22 protein-coding genes are annotated in these 20,191 nt (G+C 64.5%); 9 read left to right on the top strand and 13 right to left on the bottom strand.

Annotated features, from left to right (window positions below; translation table 11 throughout):
- Positions 1–74: 74 nt before the first annotated feature.
- The 11 genes from ACN0S5_RS08255 to ACN0S5_RS08205 all read right to left on the bottom strand — a co-directional run bounded on the left by ACN0S5_RS08255 (position 75) and on the right by ACN0S5_RS08205 (position 9,038).
- Positions 75–959 carry a tyrosine-type recombinase/integrase gene (locus ACN0S5_RS08255; protein WP_417207664.1) on the bottom strand — a complete coding sequence of 295 codons (885 nt, stop codon included), beginning with the start codon at positions 957–959 and terminating at the stop codon, positions 75–77.
- Between the two features lie 336 nt (positions 960–1,295).
- Positions 1,296–2,480 (bottom strand): TonB family protein, encoded by a 1,185-nt coding sequence (locus ACN0S5_RS08250; RefSeq protein WP_417207663.1) that lies wholly within the window; start codon positions 2,478–2,480, stop codon positions 1,296–1,298.
- Complete coding sequence (locus tag ACN0S5_RS08245; protein ID WP_417207662.1) at positions 2,477–2,866, bottom strand: ExbD/TolR family protein; 390 nt, start codon at positions 2,864–2,866, stop codon at positions 2,477–2,479. Before ACN0S5_RS08245 ends, ACN0S5_RS08250 begins: the two co-directional genes overlap by 4 nt.
- Positions 2,863–3,249 (bottom strand): biopolymer transporter ExbD, encoded by a 387-nt coding sequence (locus tag ACN0S5_RS08240; protein ID WP_417207661.1) that lies wholly within the window; start codon positions 3,247–3,249, stop codon positions 2,863–2,865. The genes ACN0S5_RS08245 and ACN0S5_RS08240 overlap by 4 nt, the downstream gene beginning before the upstream one ends.
- Complete coding sequence (locus ACN0S5_RS08235) at positions 3,242–3,895, bottom strand: MotA/TolQ/ExbB proton channel family protein (protein WP_417207659.1); 654 nt, start codon at positions 3,893–3,895, stop codon at positions 3,242–3,244. The genes ACN0S5_RS08240 and ACN0S5_RS08235 overlap by 8 nt, the downstream gene beginning before the upstream one ends.
- Positions 3,892–4,326, bottom strand: coding sequence for a hypothetical protein (locus tag ACN0S5_RS08230; RefSeq protein ID WP_417207658.1), 435 nt, complete (start codon positions 4,324–4,326; stop codon positions 3,892–3,894). Before ACN0S5_RS08230 ends, ACN0S5_RS08235 begins: the two co-directional genes overlap by 4 nt.
- A gap of 145 nt (positions 4,327–4,471) precedes the next feature.
- Positions 4,472–5,221 (bottom strand): ChaN family lipoprotein, encoded by a 750-nt coding sequence (locus tag ACN0S5_RS08225; RefSeq protein ID WP_417207657.1) that lies wholly within the window; start codon positions 5,219–5,221, stop codon positions 4,472–4,474.
- An 11-nt stretch (positions 5,222–5,232) separates the two neighbouring features.
- Positions 5,233–6,015 carry a heme ABC transporter ATP-binding protein gene (locus ACN0S5_RS08220; protein ID WP_417207656.1) on the bottom strand — a complete coding sequence of 261 codons (783 nt, stop codon included), beginning with the start codon at positions 6,013–6,015 and terminating at the stop codon, positions 5,233–5,235.
- Positions 6,012–7,079, bottom strand: coding sequence for a FecCD family ABC transporter permease (locus ACN0S5_RS08215; protein ID WP_417207655.1), 1,068 nt, complete (start codon positions 7,077–7,079; stop codon positions 6,012–6,014). The genes ACN0S5_RS08220 and ACN0S5_RS08215 overlap by 4 nt, the downstream gene beginning before the upstream one ends.
- 4 nt (positions 7,080–7,083) lie before the next feature.
- A complete protein-coding gene (locus tag ACN0S5_RS08210; protein ID WP_417207654.1) occupies positions 7,084–7,983 on the bottom strand; it encodes a heme/hemin ABC transporter substrate-binding protein in 900 nt (299 codons plus the stop codon).
- The gene (locus ACN0S5_RS08205) at positions 7,980–9,038 is read right to left on the bottom strand and encodes a hemin-degrading factor (protein WP_417207652.1); all 1,059 of its coding nucleotides are present in this window, start codon (positions 9,036–9,038) and stop codon (positions 7,980–7,982) included. Before ACN0S5_RS08205 ends, ACN0S5_RS08210 begins: the two co-directional genes overlap by 4 nt.
- 203 nt (positions 9,039–9,241) lie before the next feature.
- Between ACN0S5_RS08205 and ACN0S5_RS08200 the strand changes: the two genes are divergently transcribed.
- Together ACN0S5_RS08200 and ACN0S5_RS08195 are read left to right on the top strand one after the other, a co-directional pair.
- Complete coding sequence (locus tag ACN0S5_RS08200; protein ID WP_417207651.1) at positions 9,242–11,269, top strand: TonB-dependent receptor domain-containing protein; 2,028 nt, start codon at positions 9,242–9,244, stop codon at positions 11,267–11,269.
- Between the two features lie 221 nt (positions 11,270–11,490).
- Positions 11,491–12,507, top strand: a complete 1,017-nt coding sequence (locus tag ACN0S5_RS08195) for a class 1 fructose-bisphosphatase (protein ID WP_417207649.1) — start codon at positions 11,491–11,493, stop codon at positions 12,505–12,507.
- Between the two features lie 50 nt (positions 12,508–12,557).
- On the opposite strand, the gene tal is transcribed toward ACN0S5_RS08195, so the two are convergent.
- A complete protein-coding gene (gene tal, locus ACN0S5_RS08190; RefSeq protein WP_417207648.1) occupies positions 12,558–13,505 on the bottom strand; it encodes a transaldolase in 948 nt (315 codons plus the stop codon).
- Positions 13,506–14,011: 506 nt separating this feature from the next.
- Here tal and ACN0S5_RS08185 point away from each other — a divergent pair.
- The 5 genes from ACN0S5_RS08185 (at position 14,012) to ACN0S5_RS08165 (ending at position 16,786) form a co-directional block, all read left to right on the top strand.
- Complete coding sequence (locus ACN0S5_RS08185) at positions 14,012–14,545, top strand: phage tail protein (protein WP_417207646.1); 534 nt, start codon at positions 14,012–14,014, stop codon at positions 14,543–14,545.
- Positions 14,546–14,628: 83 nt separating this feature from the next.
- On the top strand, positions 14,629–15,168 hold the full coding sequence (locus tag ACN0S5_RS08180; protein WP_417207645.1) for a phage tail protein: 540 nt from the start codon (positions 14,629–14,631) through the stop codon (positions 15,166–15,168).
- A 90-nt stretch (positions 15,169–15,258) separates the two neighbouring features.
- Complete coding sequence (locus ACN0S5_RS08175) at positions 15,259–15,789, top strand: phage tail protein (protein WP_417207644.1); 531 nt, start codon at positions 15,259–15,261, stop codon at positions 15,787–15,789.
- Positions 15,790–15,818: 29 nt separating this feature from the next.
- Positions 15,819–16,301, top strand: coding sequence for a DUF6916 family protein (locus tag ACN0S5_RS08170; RefSeq protein ID WP_417207642.1), 483 nt, complete (start codon positions 15,819–15,821; stop codon positions 16,299–16,301).
- An 8-nt stretch (positions 16,302–16,309) separates the two neighbouring features.
- A complete protein-coding gene (locus ACN0S5_RS08165) occupies positions 16,310–16,786 on the top strand; it encodes a GNAT family N-acetyltransferase (RefSeq protein ID WP_417207640.1) in 477 nt (158 codons plus the stop codon).
- Here the strand turns inward: ACN0S5_RS08165 and ACN0S5_RS08160 are convergent.
- Complete coding sequence (locus ACN0S5_RS08160) at positions 16,779–17,081, bottom strand: DUF6916 family protein (protein WP_417207639.1); 303 nt, start codon at positions 17,079–17,081, stop codon at positions 16,779–16,781. The two genes, ACN0S5_RS08165 and ACN0S5_RS08160, sit on opposite strands and share 8 nt — an antisense overlap.
- A 146-nt stretch (positions 17,082–17,227) precedes the next feature.
- On the opposite strand from ACN0S5_RS08160, the gene ACN0S5_RS08155 reads away from it, so the two are divergent.
- Together ACN0S5_RS08155 and ACN0S5_RS08150 are read left to right on the top strand one after the other, a co-directional pair.
- Positions 17,228–18,256, top strand: a complete 1,029-nt coding sequence (locus tag ACN0S5_RS08155) for a Hint domain-containing protein (protein ID WP_417207637.1) — start codon at positions 17,228–17,230, stop codon at positions 18,254–18,256.
- Positions 18,257–18,352: 96 nt separating this feature from the next.
- Entirely contained in the window at positions 18,353–20,191 is a 1,839-nt protein-coding gene (locus ACN0S5_RS08150) for a tetratricopeptide repeat-containing sulfotransferase family protein (RefSeq protein WP_417207635.1), read from the top strand.

Below are 20,191 nucleotides of genomic sequence, written 5' to 3'. Positions count from 1 at the left end.
TGATCTCCTTCTCGTCGAAGATCAGCAGACTGCAAATCATAGCTTATGTCAGTGTCCGAATTTCGGGAGGTAGCTCAGATAGTCTTTTTGCCGGTCTTCGAGTCTGGCAGTGAGAGTTGCCGGTTTACGAGGTCGACCCAGTCCCATTTGAGCGTCAAGATTTCGCCATGGCGTGCACCGGTGAACATCAAGAGCTTTATCGCCGCGACCACGAAGCATGAAATGGGGCGCCGTTTGGAAGCTCCACTTTCGGCTTCGTTTGGCAACCAGCCTTGCCGCTCTGCCAAGTCCAGTACGTTGGAAAGGCGTTTCGCTTCATCCTCGGACAGATACCGCTCTCGCGGTTTTTCCTTGAATTTCTTGACGTGGAGCGTTGGATTGCTTCCGTCTGGGCGCAGACCCCAGTATTCTGCCAATCCAAAGGCTTTGGAAAGGAGCGCGAGGGCGCGGTTCGCCTGATACGGCGTCCGCTGCATTGAGTTGTGAATTTGCATGATGTCCGCCCTCGTGATTTCCGAGACCTTTTTGCTACCGAGGGCCGGGCGAACGCTATTCTCGATCAAGGCCGTGTCATTCTTTATGCTGCTGGGTTTCTTGTGAAGGCGGGCGTGGTCCTGAAGGTATCGATCCATCAAGTGTGAAACGTCGGGCGCGTCTCTCTTTGTCACCCTGTCGCCTCCTGGGTCGCCGCCGAGGCGGACCTCCGCGTGCCACTCCCGTGCAATCCGGCGGGCTTGCTCTGGGGTCATTGAGGCCGCATCACCGATCTTTGGTTCACGCAAAGTTCCGCCCCGGCCGCCGCCAACACGGTAGCGCAGATAAAAACTTTTCCGTCCATTGGGGGTGACAACCAAAAAGAACCCGGGAAGCTCGTCATCGAGCACCTTGTAGCGCTTGTCGCGTGCCTCCAGTTTGACGATGGAAGACTTCGTCAGTCGTAGTTTGATTGAGCCAGCCATAATGATTTGCCTTCCGCTTGCCTTCCACATCATCGGGAAAAATGCGGTAGAATGGAGGGGCATGCAAGATGCGGTTATGTGAAAAATGATCTATTTCAGTGGCATGACTCAAGTTATTGGAGGCGGGGAACTTATAACCTACAGATTTGTAATCAGTAGGTCCGCGGTTCGAGTCCGTGTGGGGGCACCATCTTTCGAAGTTCCTTGGATGTCTTTCAACGCTTTGGCAGTCCGATGCCAAGGGCGCTACGCGCCATGAGCCGCCCCCCAAAATCCATGCGTTGATCAACATCGTGCTGCCGGTGCCTGCGATGTCGTCCCGCCCTTTCGGTCCGGTCAGCGGCCTTTGATCTGGATGGCGAAACCGCGCCTTGCGCCGCTTGGCGGTGGAGGGAAGGGGGCCGCATTGCGCACCACTTGCAGGGCCGCCCGGTCAAGCGCGGAGGATCCCGAACTGCGCGACAACGAGACCTTGGCAAGGCCGCCGCTGGACGACACCGTGAAAGAGACAACCGCCGTCCCGCGGGCATTCACCTTGGGCCGACCGGCACGGGACAGCTTGCGCATGACAAGGCCGGGGTAGGTGCTGGCCGCAGCGTTGCCGGTGGCTGTCTTGCGACCGGCGGCACCGCTGGTCGGGCTTTTTGCGGCGCGATTGCCAGTCAATTCGCCCGCGCGGGTGTTCTGTTTCGCGCCGCCGCCTTTGGGAGGGGCGGCCTTGGGTTTCGGTGTCGGCTTTGGTTTCGCGGCAGGTTTATGCGCGGCTTCGAATTCCGGGGACCGCACACGCGGGCGAAGTGAGCGGGAAACAGCGGCGCTTTGGGGGGCTTCGCCGGTCAGGCGGTCCACAGGTGCAGCAGCGGGGCTGATCGGATCCGCCGGTTTTGATGTTTCCAAGGGACGCGGAGCAGAGGCCGTGGCCGGTGCGGGCTTTTCGGCAGACAGGGGTGACACGCGGGCCGGCGCACGTGCCGCGAGTGTGTCAGGCGCGCCGGTGTCTGCCTGAAGTACGGCCAGCCCCGCACCGGCCTCCGCCTTGACCGGCAGGGCACGGGACGCGGAGGCCACGGGTTTCACCGGGCGCGCGACGGCTGCGTCGTTGGCACGGGGCAACGCCGGGACGGTTGCGACCGGCTTGGCGGCAACGGTGGTCCGGTCGGGTTTTTCGACCGTGTCCCGGTGGCGGGCCGGGCGCGTTTCCTCTGGCACCACTTTGTCCGCAGTTTCCTGCGTGGGCTCGGGGTCCGTTTGCTCAGGCGCGGTCTTTTCGGCGGTCTCTTTGATCCGGTTGGGGTCCGCCGTGTCAGGATCGGCTTTTTCGGCGGTGTCCTCGGCAGGTTCAGGGGCGACGCGTCCTGCGGACATATCGGCAAACGACGTGCCCAACCGCACCTCGGGCCCGCCGGGCGCGCCTTCGATCCGGGGCTCCTGCGGGGCGGACAGGGTCAAGGCAATCGCCCCATGCGCAACCAGCGCCAGTGACAGCGCGGCGGTTTTGGCAAGGCGGGAGGATGCGATCATTTCAGGGCCTTTTCGGTGACGATCACCACCTTTCCGGCCCCCGCCGCGCGCAGATCCCGGCCGATGTGGATCAACTGGGACGCCTTGAGATCGCGGTCAGGGACGACGCGCACACGCGCCTGCGCGTCAGGCGGCAGCTGCGCGAAATAGGCTGCAACTGTGGTCAGCGGCGCGCCCCGCCACGTCATGCGCCCATCCGCATGCACGACAAGCGCGTCCGCGGGGGCGGTCCCGTCAAGCGTGGCGGTTCGCACCAGTGTCAGGGTCTTGTCCAGTGGACGGGCCAGCGTTCCGGCGACAAGGAAGAAGATCAGCATCAGGAACACGATGTTGATGAGGGTGATGGTGGGTTCCCGTTTCGATGACGTGCGACCGGCGCGTTTCATGTCGCCTCCAGGACCGTGATGTTCAGACCGGGGATGGCGCGGATGGCGACCAGCAGATCGGTCAGACGCTGCGCGGTCACGTTCGCTTGCAGCGCCACGACCACCGGCAGGTCGCCCGCGCTCTGGGCCAGATGCGGTTGCAGCGCGGTGGCAAGGGCGGTCAGGTCCTGTTGGGTGCCGTTCAGGCTGAGCCTGTCCATTTCAAGGCGCAGGAACACCGGCGCGGTGGCGGGGGCCGCCCCCGTGCCAGCGCCGCCCGCCGTCAATTCCACCTCGGCGAACTTGGTGAAGGTTGAGGTGAGCATGAAGAAAAGCAGCAGCAGAAAGATCACGTCGATGAGCGAGGTCATCGACAACCGCCGCCGTCGGTGATGTTTACGCATGGATGGCAGAGCGGATCGGCGGGGCCGCCCCCTCGACCTGACCGGAGGGGGCCAGAATGGTGCGCAGCGCCTTTTGCGCCAGCACGCGTTCCGCATCCATCCGGCCTTCGAACCAGCTCAGTACAAGGGCCGTTGGCATGGCCACGGCAAGACCGACCGCCGTGGTCAGCAGGGCCACCCAGATTCCGCCCGCAAGGAGTGAGGGATCAACCTGCGCCCCGGCGTCCTGCAACGCCTGAAAGGCAGAGATCATACCCAGCACGGTGCCGAACAGCCCCAGCAGCGGTGCCAGTTGCGCAATGGAATCGAGCAGCCGCAGTCCGGATTCCAACCGCGCGAAACGGGCCTCTGCCTCGGCGTCCAGCCGTTCGACATCGGACTGACCGTCAAGGGCCATGGCAACCACCGGGCGCAGATAGCTGCGCGATGCGTCCAACTGCCTGCGTGCGGCCATGCGGTTGCCCATGTCCCATGCCTCGACAGCCTCGCGCAGCGCCTTGTGCCGCCCGACACCGGCGGCAGCGAACTGCCAAAGTTTATACAGGATGACAGCGACCACCAGAATGGACAGCGCGCCCAGCAAGATGACCACCGGGCCACCCAGATCGAATATCCGCAGAACCGCCGCGCGCACCGTGTCGATCATCCGATGATCTCCACATCGGTGCGGCTGCGCAGTTCCAGCCCCTTGGTGCAGGCACCGGGAACGATGCCTTCACCGCTACAGGTTTCCGCGCCGTTGATCAGCAACCGGCCCAGCGCGGCGCAGGGCAGGTCGGAGATGACGAACTGCCGAACGCGCGGGCGCGCGGCGGGCAGTGCGCCGAAATCGAACAATGTCATGCGGTTCACCTTGCCATCGGTGTCGAACAGAACGGCCTCGTACACCGCCTGTTCGATGTCGGTCGCATGGCCGTTCTGGATGAGGAAACTCATCCGGCAGGCATCCTCGACGGGTTCCAGCGCATTGAGTTCGATGGACAGATGTGCGCCCTGAACGTCTTGGGCCGCGACAGACCCTGCGGCCAGAGCAGCGGCAAGACATGTGGTGGCAAAGCTTTTCTGGAATGCGCGCATGGCTCCAGCCTCCGATTTCCCGAATTCGTCTTGGCTGGGGACACGGCCCTTGCTGGATGGCAAAGCGTTACCAGCCCGCGCGGCTGGACTCAATACCTAATAAAAACTGTAAGAAATATTGTGCCGCGACGCATGCGCCGGTTCCTCAGTTTGCCTTGAGAGAGGCGCAGGGGTCGTCGCGCTTGGTCGGCGGGACGATACGGATGGCGTCAAAGGGCGTGTCGGTCGGAGCTTCGACAAAGGCGATGGCATGGGTTGTGACATTGGGCGCGGCCAGCGCGATCTGTGCGGGCACGCCCCAGTCGGTGCGGGCATGACCGTTCCCCGCGATCACAGCGACGGGCGCGCCGTAGGTCTCCAGCGCGTCCAGCGCTGCACGGGCGAAGACCGCGTCGCGATAGCGCTGGACGGCGACCATGCCCGCCATCATCTCAAGCGGCATCGCCTGACAATGGGCATCGAATTGCAGCGCGGCGCGCGCCGCCTGTTGGTCGGCGGGCAGGGGCAGGTCCAGACCGAAACGCGGCGCGTCCGCCCCGAACAACACGGCGGGACCATCGCTGTAGACAGAGCGGATCGTATCGCGCGGGGCGGCGGCCCCGACGATTCGTGCCGCACCCAGAGCGTCGAAAATCGGCGCGTAGATCGGGAAATCGCGCCAGCCGCTTGCCTCCCAGGCCTGCGCGATCAGCGTTCGGTCGGCATCGGCTTTGGCCGCCTCGTCCGGCGTCAGCATTTCAAAGACGACGGCGGTTGGCCGCAGGTCCGCAAGCGCGGCGGCCTGCCCCAGATGTGCGTCGGGGTTGTCGTGAACCTCACCCAGAACGACGATGTCCGGGCCGGGATCGGCGACGGCGGAACCGGCAAGGCAGAGAATGAAGGCAACAAGGCGCATATGCGATCCTATCAGGCAGAGGCCGCGTGCGGCAGGATATAGGGAATGCCTACGGGCGGCGGGGCAGAGACGCGCAGGGTACACCGATAAGCGCGCGACAGCGTGTCGTCGGTCAGCACCTCGGCCGGAGTCCCAAAGGCAAGGCGCTGCCCCTCTGCCATCACCGCCACCCGATCGGCATAGAGCGCGGTCAGGTTCAGATCATGCATCACCGCGATGACACCTCCGCCCGCGCGGGCGAAATCGCGCGCGATCTCCATGACCTGCAACTGGTGCGCGATGTCGAGGCTCGACACCGGTTCATCCAGCAGCAGCCAGCGCGGCTCGCCGTTTTCGACCGGGGCCCAGACCTGTGCGAGCACCCGCGCCAGCATGACCCGCTGCGCCTCACCGCCCGACAGGTCCTGAAAGAGACGGTCGGCATAATGGGCCAGCCCGACGCGGGCCAGCGCCTGCATGGGCACCTCTGGCCGGTCGCCGGCGGACCCCGATTGCAACCCGATGCGCACCACTTCGAGAACGGTAAAGGCGAAGGCAAGGCGCGAGGATTGCGGCAGCACCGCCCGCAAGGCCGCCAGCGCCCAGGCCGGTTGGTCGGACACCGGGCGGCCATTCAGGCGGACCCGGCCTTCATGCGGAACGGTGCCGTCGATGGCCCCCAGCAGGGTGGATTTCCCCGATCCGTTGGGGCCGACAATGGCCGTGACCTCACCGGGTTGGGCATGCAGGGTGACGCCGCGCAGCGCGTCAAAGCGGCCATAGCGGACGCGGATTTCTTCGGCTTCGAGTGTCACAGTCCGACAAGCCCCCGACGTTTCAACAAGATCCAGAGAAAGACCGGGGCGCCCAGCACGGCGGTCACGATGCCGATAGGAAGCTCGGCTGGGGCGATCGCCACACGGGCAATCACATCGGCAAGGATCAGCAGACTGGCCCCCAGCAGCGCCGAATTCAGCAGCAGCGTCCGGTGATCCGGACCCGACCACAACCGCAGCAGATGCGGCACCACGATCCCGATGAACCCGATCCCCCCGGAAACCGCAACCGCCGCCCCGGCGGCCCCGGCAACGGAAAGAATGGCGATGTTTTTCATCCGCTGGACGTTGATCCCGATATGCGAGGCTGTGGCCTCTCCCAGCGCCAGACCGTTCAGGCCGCGCCCCAACGCAAGCGCCACGCCGATCGACACCACGATCAGCGGTCCGGCGGAGAGGACCTTGGCGAAACTTGCGCCCGCCAGCGACCCCATCCCCCAGAAGGTGAGGTCACGCAATTGCCGGTCATCGGCGATGTAGACCAGAATTCCCGTCAGCGCCCCCGCCAGCGCCCCCAGCGCGATCCCGGCCAGCAGCATGGTGGCGACAGAGGTGCGCCCGTGCCGGGTGGACACGCGGTACAGCACCAGCGTCGTTCCCCACCCCCCAAGAAAGGCGGCGAAGGGCGTCAGCTGATTTCCGGTCAGATCCCGCACCCAGACCGGCAGAAAGGCCCCCAGCACGATGGCAAGGATCGCCCCCAGCCCGGCCCCCGCGCTGATCCCGACGATACCCGGATCGGCAAGGGGATTGCGGAACAACCCCTGCATGGTGGCCCCCGATACGGCCAGGGCCGCCCCCACGAGAATGCCCATGGTCAGGCGCGGCAGGCGGATGTCGAACAGAATGACGCGTTCGATCTGGTCAAGGTCTGTGCCGCTCAACAGTTTGCCGACGAGGGCGGTCAGGGTCACATCCGCCGCGCCCACCTGAAGGCTGAGCAGCACGCAGAGCACGAGCACGCCCGCAAGTTGCCAGTGCAAGTTGCGGGCGCGGGCCTGCCGGTCGCGCGGCAGGTCAAGGTCTTCGGTCGTCACGGTCATCCGATCACCCCGACTGACCGTAAAGCGCCTGTTGCAGCGCAATGACGGCGTCCGCCGTGCGCGGCCCGAACCCCAACATCAAAAGCCCGTCCATCCGCACGACAGAGCGGGTTTCGGCCGCCGGGGTCAGGCGGATGGCCGGCATGGCGAACAGGGCCTCATTCTCGGCGGCATGATCGCCGCTGCGGTTCATCATCAGGATGACATCCGGCGCGGCCAGCCCGACAGCCTCGTCGGTCAATTGCCGGTAGCCGTCGAATTCGGTGACGGCATTGACGCCCCCGGCCATACGGATCATCGCGTCCGCCGCCGTCCCGCGCCCTGATGCGTTGATCTTGCCGTCTTGGGTGGACAGCACAAAGAGCACGCGCTTGCGCTGTTCGGGCGCAACATCGGCCTGCGCCTGCGCCGCCGCCAGCTTGGCGCCAACCTCTGACGCCAGCCCGTCCGCCCGGTCGGGCACGCCCAGGGCATCGCCGACAACCGCGATCTTGTGCAGGATGCCTTCGGCGCTGTAGGCCTCGGGGATCTCGACATATGTGACGTCGGCGGCGCGGATCACGTCCAGCGCCTCGGGCGGGCCTGCGCCCTCCGTCGACAGGATCAACGCGGGACCGACAGAGAGCACACCCTCGGGCGACAGCGCGCGCATGTAGCCGACATCCGGCAGGCTCTGGACATCCGGCGGATAGGTCGAGGTGGCGTCGCGGGCGATCAGGCGGTGCTGCTGGCCCAGTGCGACGATGATTTCTGTCACCGATCCGCCGATCGACACCACATCGGCCTGCGGCTGCGCCGGGGCCGGTTGCTGGGCAGAGACGGTCCAGGCGACAAGCGCGCCGAACATGGCGGTCGACAGGCCGGTGAACATGGCGATGCCACCGGCAGAGGGGCGGCGTGTCATGCGCTCACCTCTTCAAGCGCGGGCAAAGCCGCGACGATCCGGCCCCACTCCGGTCTGGAATCGCGGCCTTCCTTGCCGACACCAAAGACCTGAAAGATGATGCCGCCATCGGCGTCGAACGCCTCGACCGAAATGGCCGGGCCGCGCTGGGTGGGCTTTTCGACGGCCCAGACCTCGGCCACCTTGTCCAGACGCAGGTGCAGGTTGAATCCGGGGTCCATGACGTTCTGCCAAGGTCCCATCGCGTGCAGTTTGTGGATCGGACCAGAGTGGATCTGGATGCACCCCCGGTTTCCGACAAAGATCATGACCTCTGTCCCGGCCTCCTGCACGGCCTCCAGCATGGTGTTGACGGCCTCGGGGGCCAGCGGGCGGACAAAAGGCGCGCCAGCGATACGGTATGCGCCCAGCCGGTTCATCTTCAGCTTGGAACACAGCCTCAGGAACTGGTGTGTATCGGTCAGCCGGGCCCATTCCTCGCGCAGGATGTCCAGCTTGTCGGGGCGCGACCTTGGCGGCTCGGTGGGTTTGCGCAGCGCGACCACCTGACCCTCGGCCTGATTGTCCAGCGCAATGCCCGCGACGACGTCCTGCCATGCGTCGTGGTGCGATGCGTCACGCAGATGGATCTTGTGGATCGCGTCGCCCGCGGCGTCAAAGACCTGTAGGGACCGGCGCGGCAACGCGCCGTCTACGCCGGGAACCTCGACCGCGTAGGCATGGACCCACTGCGACGGGAAGATGCGCAGGTCGATCTCTTCGTTCAGGACCATCGCGGCGTGTTCGCCGGGGTGGTAGTTGGCATAGTGCCCAACCTTTTCATGCACGCAACCGGCGACACGGGTCAGGGCCATGACCTCGCCAAGGCGTTCGGCGGCGGCCATGATCCGGTCGGGATGGGCGTCGATGCGGGTTGTCCCTGCGCCCACATGCGCCGCGACAAGCTGTGCCTCGCCAAGACCCAACTGGTCTGCAAGATCGCGGGCGCGCATTTTTGGGTGGTCCGCCTGGGCGGCGCGAATGTGTTCGGGGGACGGCGCGGTCTGCTCGGTCATGGGCATCCTCAGATCATGAAAATCATCCGATGGCTGCGCCTGACCTTGGCCTGCGTGGCTCTCGCAAATTACTTGACTACTTTAGTCTGGTTACTGTAGCGCTGCAAGCCGTCGCGATAAGATTTATCGCCCAGGCAACAATTCGCCTCCGCCAGCCCTTCGCAAGCCGCGGCCAAAACACTCGGACACGAAGGAACGTGGAAATGCTCTCTCCCCTCTATCGCGGGACCACCGCGCTTGTTTGCATGTCGCTGGCATGGCCAGCGGCAGCGCAGGACTATCCCGGATTTCTCGGCACGCTGATCCTGACCGGCGGCAAACGCGACCTCAGCTTTGGCACGGCGCTGTCGCGCACCGTGATCGACGAAGAGGAAATCGAGGATCGTCAGGCCAGCACCGTCGCGCAACTGATCGATTCCGCCCCCGGCGTGACGCTGGTCAACGGCACCACGCCGCAGGGGTCGGGCATCAACATTCGCGGTTTCGGGGCAAACACGACCTATGGCTCGGACCAGAAGATTGCCGTTCTGGTGGACGGCGCTGCGGTGGGATCAGAGGAGCTTTACCGCATCGGCACGCAGCTGTTCACCGATCCGATGCTCTACAAACAGGCCGAGGTCCTGCGCGGCACCATCGGCAGCTTTGCCTATGGGTCGGGGATTGTGGGCGGCGTGGTCAAGTTGCAGACCAAGGACGCAAGCGATTTCACCGGCGGCGAACCGGGGTTCGGTGGCGCGCAGACGTTCGAGTTCAGCTCAAACGGTGGCGGTAAGGTCAGTTCCACCACGCTGGCGTGGCAGCCGACACATGGCGCGGAATTCCTGCTCAACTACACGTTGCGCGACCAGGCGGACCTGACCGACGGTGACGGCAAAACCATCGGCAACAGCGCCTTTCGTACGCCGTCGGGTCTGGCCAAGGCCAAGTTCACCTTTGGTCAGGACGACGCGCATGAACTGACGTTCAGCTATTCGCAGACCATCGCCGACGACAAGGACGTGCCCTATGACCAGTTCGCCACAACCGGCGGAAGCTTTGGCAATGTCGACCGGCTGACCGACACGCGGCAAGCGGTGCTGGACTACCGCTACAATCCGGCCAGCGACCTTGTCGACCTGCGGATGAACCTGTCCTACGCCGATCAAAAGATCGAATACGCCTATATCCCCGGCTCTTCGCCGCTGGAGGGAACGCCGACCTTTCCTTTCCTCGTCGGCACCGTGAACGCCGACCAGCGGTATCAAACCTCCAAGCTGACCCTGTCCAACCGCGCGCTGTTCGGCTCGGACATGATCGGGCATGATATGTTGGCCGGGGTGGAATTCATCCGCAAGGAACGCAAGGACAACACCGCCGCCGGTGCTCCGGGCGGTACGGACCGGCGGTTTGCGCTGTTCCTGATCGATGAGATCACCATGGGCGCGGTCACTGTCACACCGGCGCTGCGCTACGAAACTTCCAAGGTCGAAAGCGCCACCACCTTTGGCACCTTCAAGAACGACGCGCTGATGGGCGGTCTGGCCTTGGCCTACGATTTCGGCAACGGCCTGTCCGTCTTTGGAAGCGCGGCCTATACCGAGGGCCTGCCGATCATCGACGATCTGGGGGCCAGCGCCGCCGCGATCGACAGGATGCGCAGGACGGAAAAGTCGCACACCTTCGAACTTGGCGCCGAATACACCGGAGCGGATGTCTTTTCCGCTGGCGACAGCCTGAGCCTTCGCGGCAACGCCTATGCGACGCAGATGTGGGACATCACCAGTTACACAGCTGCCGGATCGACCACGACAAACCTTGAGCGGGTCGAGACGCGCGGGTTTGAGCTGGAGGCCTCATACGGACATGCGAGCGGCCTTTATGTCGATGTGGCGGGGCACATCGGATCGGGTGAAGAGTTCGCGCCGGGCGCAAGCGGGACCGTCTGGCGCAACGCTGCCGCAGATCGCCTGCAACTGACGCTTGGCCAGAAATGGAGCGACCGGCTGGATCTCAGCTGGGAGATGGTCCATTCGGCGGATCGGCGCGATGCCTTTGGCGCGGACCTGCCCACGGCCACCGTCCACAATCTGCGCGCAACGTGGCGGCCAGAGCAGACAAGCTGGCTGGACGGGACCGAAGTCCGCTTCGGGATCGAAAACGCGCTTGATCTGGATTATGTCGGCCACCTTTCATCGCCGACGCGCAAGGCACCGGGGCGCACATTCAAGGTGAGCCTGACAAAGGCCTTCTGATCCGGCCAGAGCAACGAAAGGGCGAGGGGGGGACGGTATGGCCCGGTTCCCCCTCGTCCGGTGCGTGCTGCGCAGCAGGCAGACCGCTCTTGGCATTGGCGTCACAGAAGACGTAGGCTGAAATCGCGGGGCACGGGGCTGTCCAGCCCTGAACGATCCGTACCCTACAGCCGCCCAACGCCACGAATTCCCGGTCTAACCTGAACGAAAGCACGCCTCCCTTGGATGACAAACCTCTCACGCTCCGCGAAAGTCTGCTGAACGCCTGCCGCCTCGACGGGCTGGACCGCGACCTGATCCCGCTGCTCGAAGATATCGCCACCTCCTGCCGGGTCGTGTCGCATCTTGTGCAAAGCGGCGCGTTCACCGGCACCCTTGGCGCGGCCGGATCAACAAACGTGCAGGGCGAGGCGCAGCAGCAACTGGACGTTCTGGCCAATGACGTCTTTGTCCGCCACTGTTCCAGCAGCGACCGCGTCGCGGCGCTGGTGTCCGAAGAGGTCGAAGAGGTTTACTGGCTCAAGGACAATCCGGGGCCGGGGGATTACATCGTCTATTTCGATCCGCTCGACGGGTCATCGAACCTTGCGGTCAACATGTGCGTCGGCTCGATCTTTTCGGTGGTGCGTCTGGATCGTGAGATCGACGCCAGCGACGACCGCTCTGTGCTGCTGCCCGGCTCCAGCCAGATTTGCGCGGGTTATGCGGTCTACGGTCCCTCGACATCCTTTGTGCTGACCACCGGCCACGGGGTCACGGGATTCACCCACCAGCCCGGCACCGGAGAGTTCCGGGTGACACATCCGCAGATGACCATCGGCGACTCGGCCAGCGAATTTGCGGTCAATGCGTCGCGCTATGCGCTGTGGGACGCGCCGCTGCGCCGCTATTTCGATGAATGCCTCGTTGGCGAAAGCGGGCCGCGCGGAAAAGGGTTCAACATGCGGTGGGTTGCCTCGATGGTCTCCGAGGTGCACCGCATCCTGACGCGCGGCGGCGTGTTCATCTATCCCTGCGACGACGGCAATCGCGCGCAGGGCGGCAAACTGCGCCTGATGTATGAGGCCAACCCGATGAGTTTCATTGTCGAACAGGCGGGTGGCCGCGCCTCTACAGGGGTGGAGCGTATTCTGGACGTTGTCCCCACCTCACACCATCAACGGGTGCCGGTATTTCTGGGGTCGAAATCCGAGGTGGATGTGCTGGACCAGTATCACCGTGAGGCGCAGCAGGGCTGACGCCTAGTCTGTGGCGGCGGGGGCCGCCGCCACAGGGACATGGCCCGTTGTCAGGCCGCCATGCGCTCTGCAATCAGCGCGATCAGCGTATTGTGGTCCTTGTCGAAATTGCGAATGCCCTCGGCCAGCTTTTCGGTTGCCATGGCGTCGGCGTTCATGTCCCAGCGGAATTGCGCCTCATCCATCTTGATCGGGGCCACGCCGGTTGCTGCGTCGGGGGACAGCACGCGCGGCAGGTCCGACGTGTCGGCGGCAAGGGCGTCCAGCAGCTTGGGCGCGATGGTCAGGTTATCGCAGCCCGCCAGCGCCTTGATCTGGTCGGTGTTGCGGAACGAGGCACCCATCACCACGGTCTTGATGCCGTTGGATTTATAGTAGTCATAAATGCCGCGCACGGATTTGACGCCGGGATCTTCGTCGGGGGCATAGCTGTCGCGGCCTTCGGCCTTTTTGTACCAATCGGTGATCCGGCCCACAAACGGCGAAATCAGAAAGGCCCCGGCATCGGCACAGGCCACGGCCTGCGCCATCGAGAACAGCAGCGTCAGGTTGCAGTCGACGCCTTCATTCTGAAGAGTTTCGGCGGCGCGGATGCCTTCCCAAGTCGAGGCAAGCTTGATCAGGATTCGGTCCTTGCCGACCCCGCGCGCCGCGTAGTCGGCCACAATGTCCCGCGCGCGGGCCACGGACCCCTGCGTGTCAAAGGACAACCGCGCGTCGACCTCTGTCGAGACGCGCCCCGGCACCAGTTCGGTCAGCTTGGCACCAATGGCGACGGTCAGGGTGTCGGCCACGGCCTTGGCATCCAGACCCTTGTCGCGCCCGCTCTTGATCTCTGCCGAGACCAGCGCCTCGGAGGCCGGGTCTTTCATCGCTGCCAGCACCAGCGACGGGTTTGTCGTGCAATCCACGGGTTGATAGGTCTTGACCGCCGCAACTTCGCCGGTGTCGGCGACCACGGTGGTCATCTCGCGCAGTTGATCCAATACGGTTGTCATGGTGTCTTGCCCCTTGCTGACATCGGCGCAGTTTGGCGCCGGCGATGTTAGCGCCCTAAATGATACCCGGTAGAGGGTAAAGCCCGCAGCCGGGAGCGGCAAGGGCAAGAGGCCGGTTACAGCCGGACGGTCCCTTGGCCGCGGCAAGGGTTTCATTCACCGTTTCGACATCCAGAGCAGCGGTCACGTCGTTGGACAGCATGACACAAGGGGACCGGTTCACGTGCTTGCCGGGGCAGGTGGGGCCGGGTGGTGCCAGGCAGGGGCGCGGGAGGGCAAAGGCACTTTCCACCCAAAGGCGAATTGTCCGGCGACCTGCGGGAACGGCTCAAACCGCTGATCGGCTGGAAAACCGACAGGCAACGCTCCTGTCCGGAGGCCAAAGGGACCGGATGACACATCAAAGAGTGACGTTAGGGCAGCCTTTCAGCGCGTTAATGCTTTACAGAAGGATATTCCGGCCTTTAGGCTTTCACAGGAAGATTAGAGCAACAGGGATTATTCACATGCCGGGCACCCCCTTCATAGCGCAAGTCATACCTTTCGCAGGCAATTTTGCGCCTCGTGGCTGGGCCTTCTGCGATGGACAGCTGTTGCCGATCAGCCAGAACACGGCGCTCTTTTCGCTGGTGGGCACGATCTATGGCGGCGACGGGCGGACCACATTCGCTCTGCCGGACCTGCGCGGGCGCGCGGCGATAAATCCGGGGCGCGGACCCGGCCTGACACCCTATGTGGCCGGGGAAAAGGGCGGCGTGGAGACAGTGACCCTGACCGACCCGCAAATCCCCAATCACAATCATAGCGTGAGCCCGCGCGCGGAATCCCGTGCTGGCAACCTGACGGACCCGGCGGGCAATATGCTGGCGTCGGGCTCTACGATCTATCGCACCAACACGCCCGCCGATGACGTGGACATGGACCCCGCGATGATCGCCGAGAACACCGTCGGCGGCAACCAGCCGCACACCAATATGCCTCCCTATCTGGCGTTGAATTTCATTATCGCACTGGAAGGAGTCTTCCCGTCGCGGAGCTAGGGCGACGCTGACCAGCCGCATCCCGTGACGGACCGCCGGACCGTCGACCCTAATGAGCCATTACAGACACAGAAAGTTCCACCATGTCAGACCCATTTCTTGCCGAAATCTCGCTGTTCGGGGGCAATTTCGCACCACGCGGATGGGCCTTTTGCGATGGTCAGATCCTGCCGATCAATCAGAACCAATCGCTTTATTCCCTTTTGGGGACGACATACGGCGGCGACGGGCGCACCTCTTTTGCCCTTCCCGATCTGCGCGGACGAGTCCCGCTGCATTCGGGCAATAACTCGCAGGGGCCCGGATTGTCGCCGTACAGCCTTGGTCAGAAAGGCGGGACGGAATACGTGACCCTGACCGTGAACGAACTCCCCGCGCACAACCACGGCGTCAAGATGCGGGCGGAATCCCGCGCCGGCAACCTGACCGATCCGGGCGGCAACATGCTGGCAGCGGGCTCCACGATCTTTCGCGCCAATACACCGGCGGACGATGTGGACCTGGATGCCGCGATGATCCAGCAGTTCAACGCGGGCGGTGGCCAGCCGCACTACAACATGCCGCCTTTCCTGGCGGTGAATTATATCATCGCTCTTCAGGGTCTGTTTCCGTCGCGCAACTGACGGGCTTCGGGAACCGGGGCAGCGCCGCGCTACAGGCCGATCTGCCCGTCTCCCGTGGGATCGAACATAGATACAAAAGGGAATTGCAAGATGTCTGAACCGTTTGTCGCCCAAATCACGTTGTTTGCGGGCAACTTCGCGCCACGTGGATGGGCCTTCTGCGATGGTCAGTTGCTGGCGGTGTCGCAGAACGATGCGTTGTTCTCGTTGCTGGGGACGATCTATGGCGGGGACGGGCGCACGACGTTCGGTCTGCCGGATCTGCGCGGACGCGCGGCGATTCACGCGGGCCACGGGCCGGGTCTGTCGGACTACCGCCTTGGCGCGAGGGGCGGCATAGAAAATGTGACGCTGACCCAAATTGAGATGCCTTCGCACAACCACGGCGTCAGGATGCGGGCCGAATCTCGCGCTGGCAACCTGACCGATCCGGGCGGCAACATGCTGGCCGCGGGCTCCCCGATCTATCGCACCAACACACCGGCGGACGATGTGAACCTTGATGCCGCGACGATCCAGCAAAACAATGTCGGCGGCAACCAGTCACACACCAACCTGTCGCCGTTTCTGGGGGTGCACTACATCATCGCTCTGTTCGGCATTTATCCGTCGCGCAACTGATGCGACCCATTCAAACAAAGGAGAGCGCCATGGGTGTTCTGAACAGTCTTACACGGCGCGCCGTTCTGGCCGGGCAGGCGGCCCTTGCCGGCCTGACCGCGTTGCCGGGAATGGCATTGGCGCGCACGGAAACCGCCGCGCCGGCGGTCCCGGCGGTGGGCACGGCGGCGGCACCGGTCGCGGTCAAGGCCCCGCGCTGGCATGATGCCACAGCCGAGGAACTGGCCAGTCTGGTCGGCGACAGGTTCCGCGTCTCCACCAAGGCGCATGGCGACATTGTGCTGAAACTTGTGGCGCTGGAGCCGGGGGCCTCTGGTCCGGCGCGCCCCGGCGATCTTGTGCGCCGCGAAAGCGTCACCGCGCTGTTCGACAGCCCGGATATCGCGCCTTTGGTGGCGGATGGCCACGGGGTGCACCGGGTCTGGCATCCGCGCATGGGGGCGGCCGATCTCTTCATGACGGCGGTGCCGCGCAAACATGGCGGTGCCGACATCGCGATCGTCCTGAACTGAGCCGATCCGTGGACCTGATTCTGCGCCCGGTCCGTGCTGCGGATCGGGCGTTTCTGTTGCATCTGTTCACCGAGGCGCGGCCCGACCTTGCCGCCCTGCCGCTGCCCGAGGCCGCGCGGCGGCAGATGATCGACTTGCAGTTTGACGCGCAAAGCCGGGGCTATGCGCAGAGCTTTCCGCGCGCCAGCCATGACATCGTTCACCTGAACGGGCGGGACGTGGGGCAGCGGCGTCTGGACCGGGGGGCAGAGGCGCTGCATCTGGTCGACCTGTCGGTGCTGTCGGATGTACGGGGCCAAGGCCTTGGCACCCGCCTGCTGCGCGACATGCAGCGAGAGGCGGTAACCGCAAACCGGCCCGTCAGGCTCAGCGTTCAACACGGCAATCCCGCCGCCGGGCTTTATCGGCGGATGGGGTTTGTGGTGACCGGGGACACCGGTGTCCACCTGACGATGGAATGGTCCCCCGGATCCGCGATCAGCTAAAGATGATCTCGTAGCGGGTTGCGTCTTCGGTCTGGTTGTAGGGCGACAGGAACAGCGCGGCGACGCCAAGACCGGGCAAGGTGATCTCCCACGCGCCCTGTTGCAACATCGGGGACAGCGGTCCGCTGAGGGTCAGGGTAAAGCCGGTGCGCCGCGCATCCTCGGGCTGGGTGTTGTCGGGATGCTGCGCCACCGCATCCAGCGTCAGGGGCAACGCGCCTTCAGGAGTGGCGACCGAAACCGGCTGGCCCACCAGCGGTTCCAATTTGTCGGCGGTCAATGTCGAAATATCCATGGGCGATCTCCGGGCAGTAGGCGACTATTTTGTCCCTTATGCAACCATACGGGGGGTTTTCAAGTTCCTGATCCCAGCTTATGACTCACTAAACGGGAATTCCGTTAAGCTTATTTTCACATATGCGTGGCGCAAGGGGTGAGCACATGGCAACGTTTGATTTCAATGACGGGGGCGTGGTGGTCAATGCCTCTTCGGTGGCATTCAATGACACCGGCGTCAATTTCACGATCAGCACGGTGGGCAACCCCGGCGCCAACCAGATTTCCTACAGCCCGACAATTGCGCCGGACGGTTATTTCACCATCTCCGACTTCGGCACGCTGGGCGCGTTCACCTTTGACGTCGCGGGCACAGAGGTGAACCAGTTCTTTGCGGGTAACGGCCTGCAACTGGAAATCGGCACGGTCTTCTCCGGCAACTGGAACGTGACTTTCGTGTCCGTCAACGGCGACAACGTCACCAACAATATCACGGTCACAAACGTGGCCAGCAACCAGATCATCAACCTGGGCGCAGAGACCAAGGTGTTTTCGGAAATCCGCTTTACGGCGACCAATCCGGGTGGCATGGCCGTAGACAGCCTGAACGCCACGCTGCTGTGCTTCCTCGAAGGCACGTTGATCGCCACGCCGAACGGCACCAAACCGGTTCAGGACCTGCGCGCGGGCGACACCGTGCTGACAGCGAACGGCGGCACCACCACCGTTGCATGGCTGGGCGAACAGCCGATCCAGACGGCGACGACAAACCCAGCCAAAGTGAACCCGATCCGCATCTCCGCCGGGGCGCTGGGCGATAACGTGCCTGCGCGTGACCTGCTGGTGTCCCCCGACCATGCCATCGGCATCGACGGCTATCTGGTCAACGCCAGCGCCCTGATCAACGGCAGCACGGTGACTCGAGAGGCCCGGATGCCGGGCGCGGGCTTTACCTATTTCCACGTCGAGACCGGCACCCATGAGCTGCTGCTGGCCGAAGGCTGCCCGGCGGAAACCTATGTCGATTTCATCGGTCGCGACGGTTTTGTGAACGGGGCAGAGCGCACGGACGCACCGGCGATCCCGGAAATGGCCGCACCGCGCATCAGTGCGGCGCGTCATCTGCCGCCGCAGATCCGCGCCCGTCTGGAAGCCCGTGCAGAGGCATCGGGCCGGACCATCCGCGCCGCCTGACCACCGGATTTATTGTTGTGACATGCGCCGCGCCCGAGGGATTGACTTCTCCGGGCGCGCTTGCCCTTCTCCGGGTGCCGAATGGGAGACCCCGACATGACCAGCCCCGCCGCGCCAACCGACGCCGCCGCTCTTGAGACCGTCAACGCCGAACTGGCCCGTATTGCCCGCCACCAGAACGCCGGGCGGCTGGCCGAGGCGGGCGCGGCCCTGGACCGCTTGCTGGAGCAATACCCCGGTCACCCCCGGCTGGTGCACCTCAAGGGGCTGAACCTTGTCCGTCTGGGCCAGATGGACGCGGGCATGGCGCTGCTGGACGACGTGGCCAACCATCAGCCCGACGACGTGGCGGTGCTGGTCGATATCGGTACGCTGCTGGCGCAGCAGGGCAAGATGGACGCCGCCCGCGAAAAATTCCAGACCGCTGTCGAGGTCGCGCCGAACTATGCGCTGGGCCATGCCAATCTTGGCGCGGCGCTGGTGGTGGCCAAGGAGTACGCCCGCGCCGTTCCGCATCTGGACCGCGCCATCGCGCTGGACCCCGACGTGCTGGACGTCCACCTGAACCTTGCGCAGGCCAACCTGCGCACCGGCAATTTCCAGCGCGCCGTTGATGGGCTGTTCCGGGCGCTGGCGGTTGATCCGCAGTCGGTGGCGGTGCATGTGAACCTCGCCCATGCGCTGTTCCGCCGTGAACGCCACGAGGCCGCGGAACACCACGCCCGCCGCGCCATCGAACTGGCCCCTCAGGCGGGCGAGGCCTGGCTGCATCTGGGCAATACGCTGGCCGCTTCTGGCCGGATGGAGGAGGCCGCACAAACCTTTCTGCGGGCTGCGACGCTGCCGGGAATGGCGCTGTCGGCCTTCACGCGGCTGGCGAACCTGCGCAAGATCAAACCCGACAGCCCGGAATGGAAGGGCATGCAGGCGGTGGCGCAAAATGCCGACCAATTGCCAGATGAGGCCCGCGCGACGCTGGAATTTGCGTTTGGCAAGGCGCAGGACGATCTGGGCGACCCCGACGCCGCCTTTGCCCACTATGCCGAAGGCAATCGCCTCACGCGCGGGCTGTTTCCCTACGACCGCGCCGCCAATACCGCCCGCGCCGAACGGTTGCGCGCGCTGGTGACACCTGCGCTGTTGGACCGCCACGCGGGCGCCGGGCTGCGCGGTGTGGCGCCGGTTTTCATCTGCGGGCTGCCGCGCTCCGGCACCACCTTGATGGAGCAGATGCTGTCGCGTCATCCAGCCGTGCAGGCGGGCGGTGAGATGCTGGCGGTGCAGCGCGCCTTTCAGGTCAACCCGCGCCTGCGTGCGGTCTTGGAAGAGCGCGCGCCCGACAGCGAGCTGACCGATGATGATTTCACACGGCTGGGCGAGGACTATCAGTCTTATCTGCATGGCGAGGGGCTGCGCAGCCCCCGTGTCACCGACAAGATGCCGGGCAATCAGCTATACATCGGGTTGCTGGCGCTGGCCTTGCCAGAGGCCAAGTTCCTGATCATGCGGCGGCACCCACTGGACGGGCTGGTGTCGAACTACCTACAAAACTTTGGCCAAAACCAGCCGGTCTCTGCCGACCTTGAGGATCTGGCCGAATCCTGGCGTCAGTTCGACCTCAATGCCAAACACTGGACATCTCTGCTGCCGGACCGCGTGCAGGAGGTCTCGTACGAGGCGCTGGTCGCCGACCCCGAGGGGCAGGCCCGCGCGGTGCTGGATTTCCTTGGGCTCGACTGGCACGGCGATGTGCTGGATCACACGGCGTCCATGCGGCAGGTCAATACCGCCTCGGTGGCGCAGGTGCGTTCGCCGATCTATGGTACCTCGGTGGCGCGCTGGCGGCGCTACGGCGCGCATCTGGGACCGCTGGCCGAGGCTCTGGGGGGCGCGTTGACCGCCGAGGAACGCAGCGCCTGCGGGCTGGACGCCTGA

The sequence above is a fragment of the Antarctobacter sp. genome (genome assembly GCF_048262615.1).
Taxonomy (GTDB): domain Bacteria; phylum Pseudomonadota; class Alphaproteobacteria; order Rhodobacterales; family Rhodobacteraceae; genus Antarctobacter.
The sequence above is the reverse complement of the archived record's forward strand: the minus strand, read 5'-3'. Positions and strand labels throughout refer to the sequence as shown.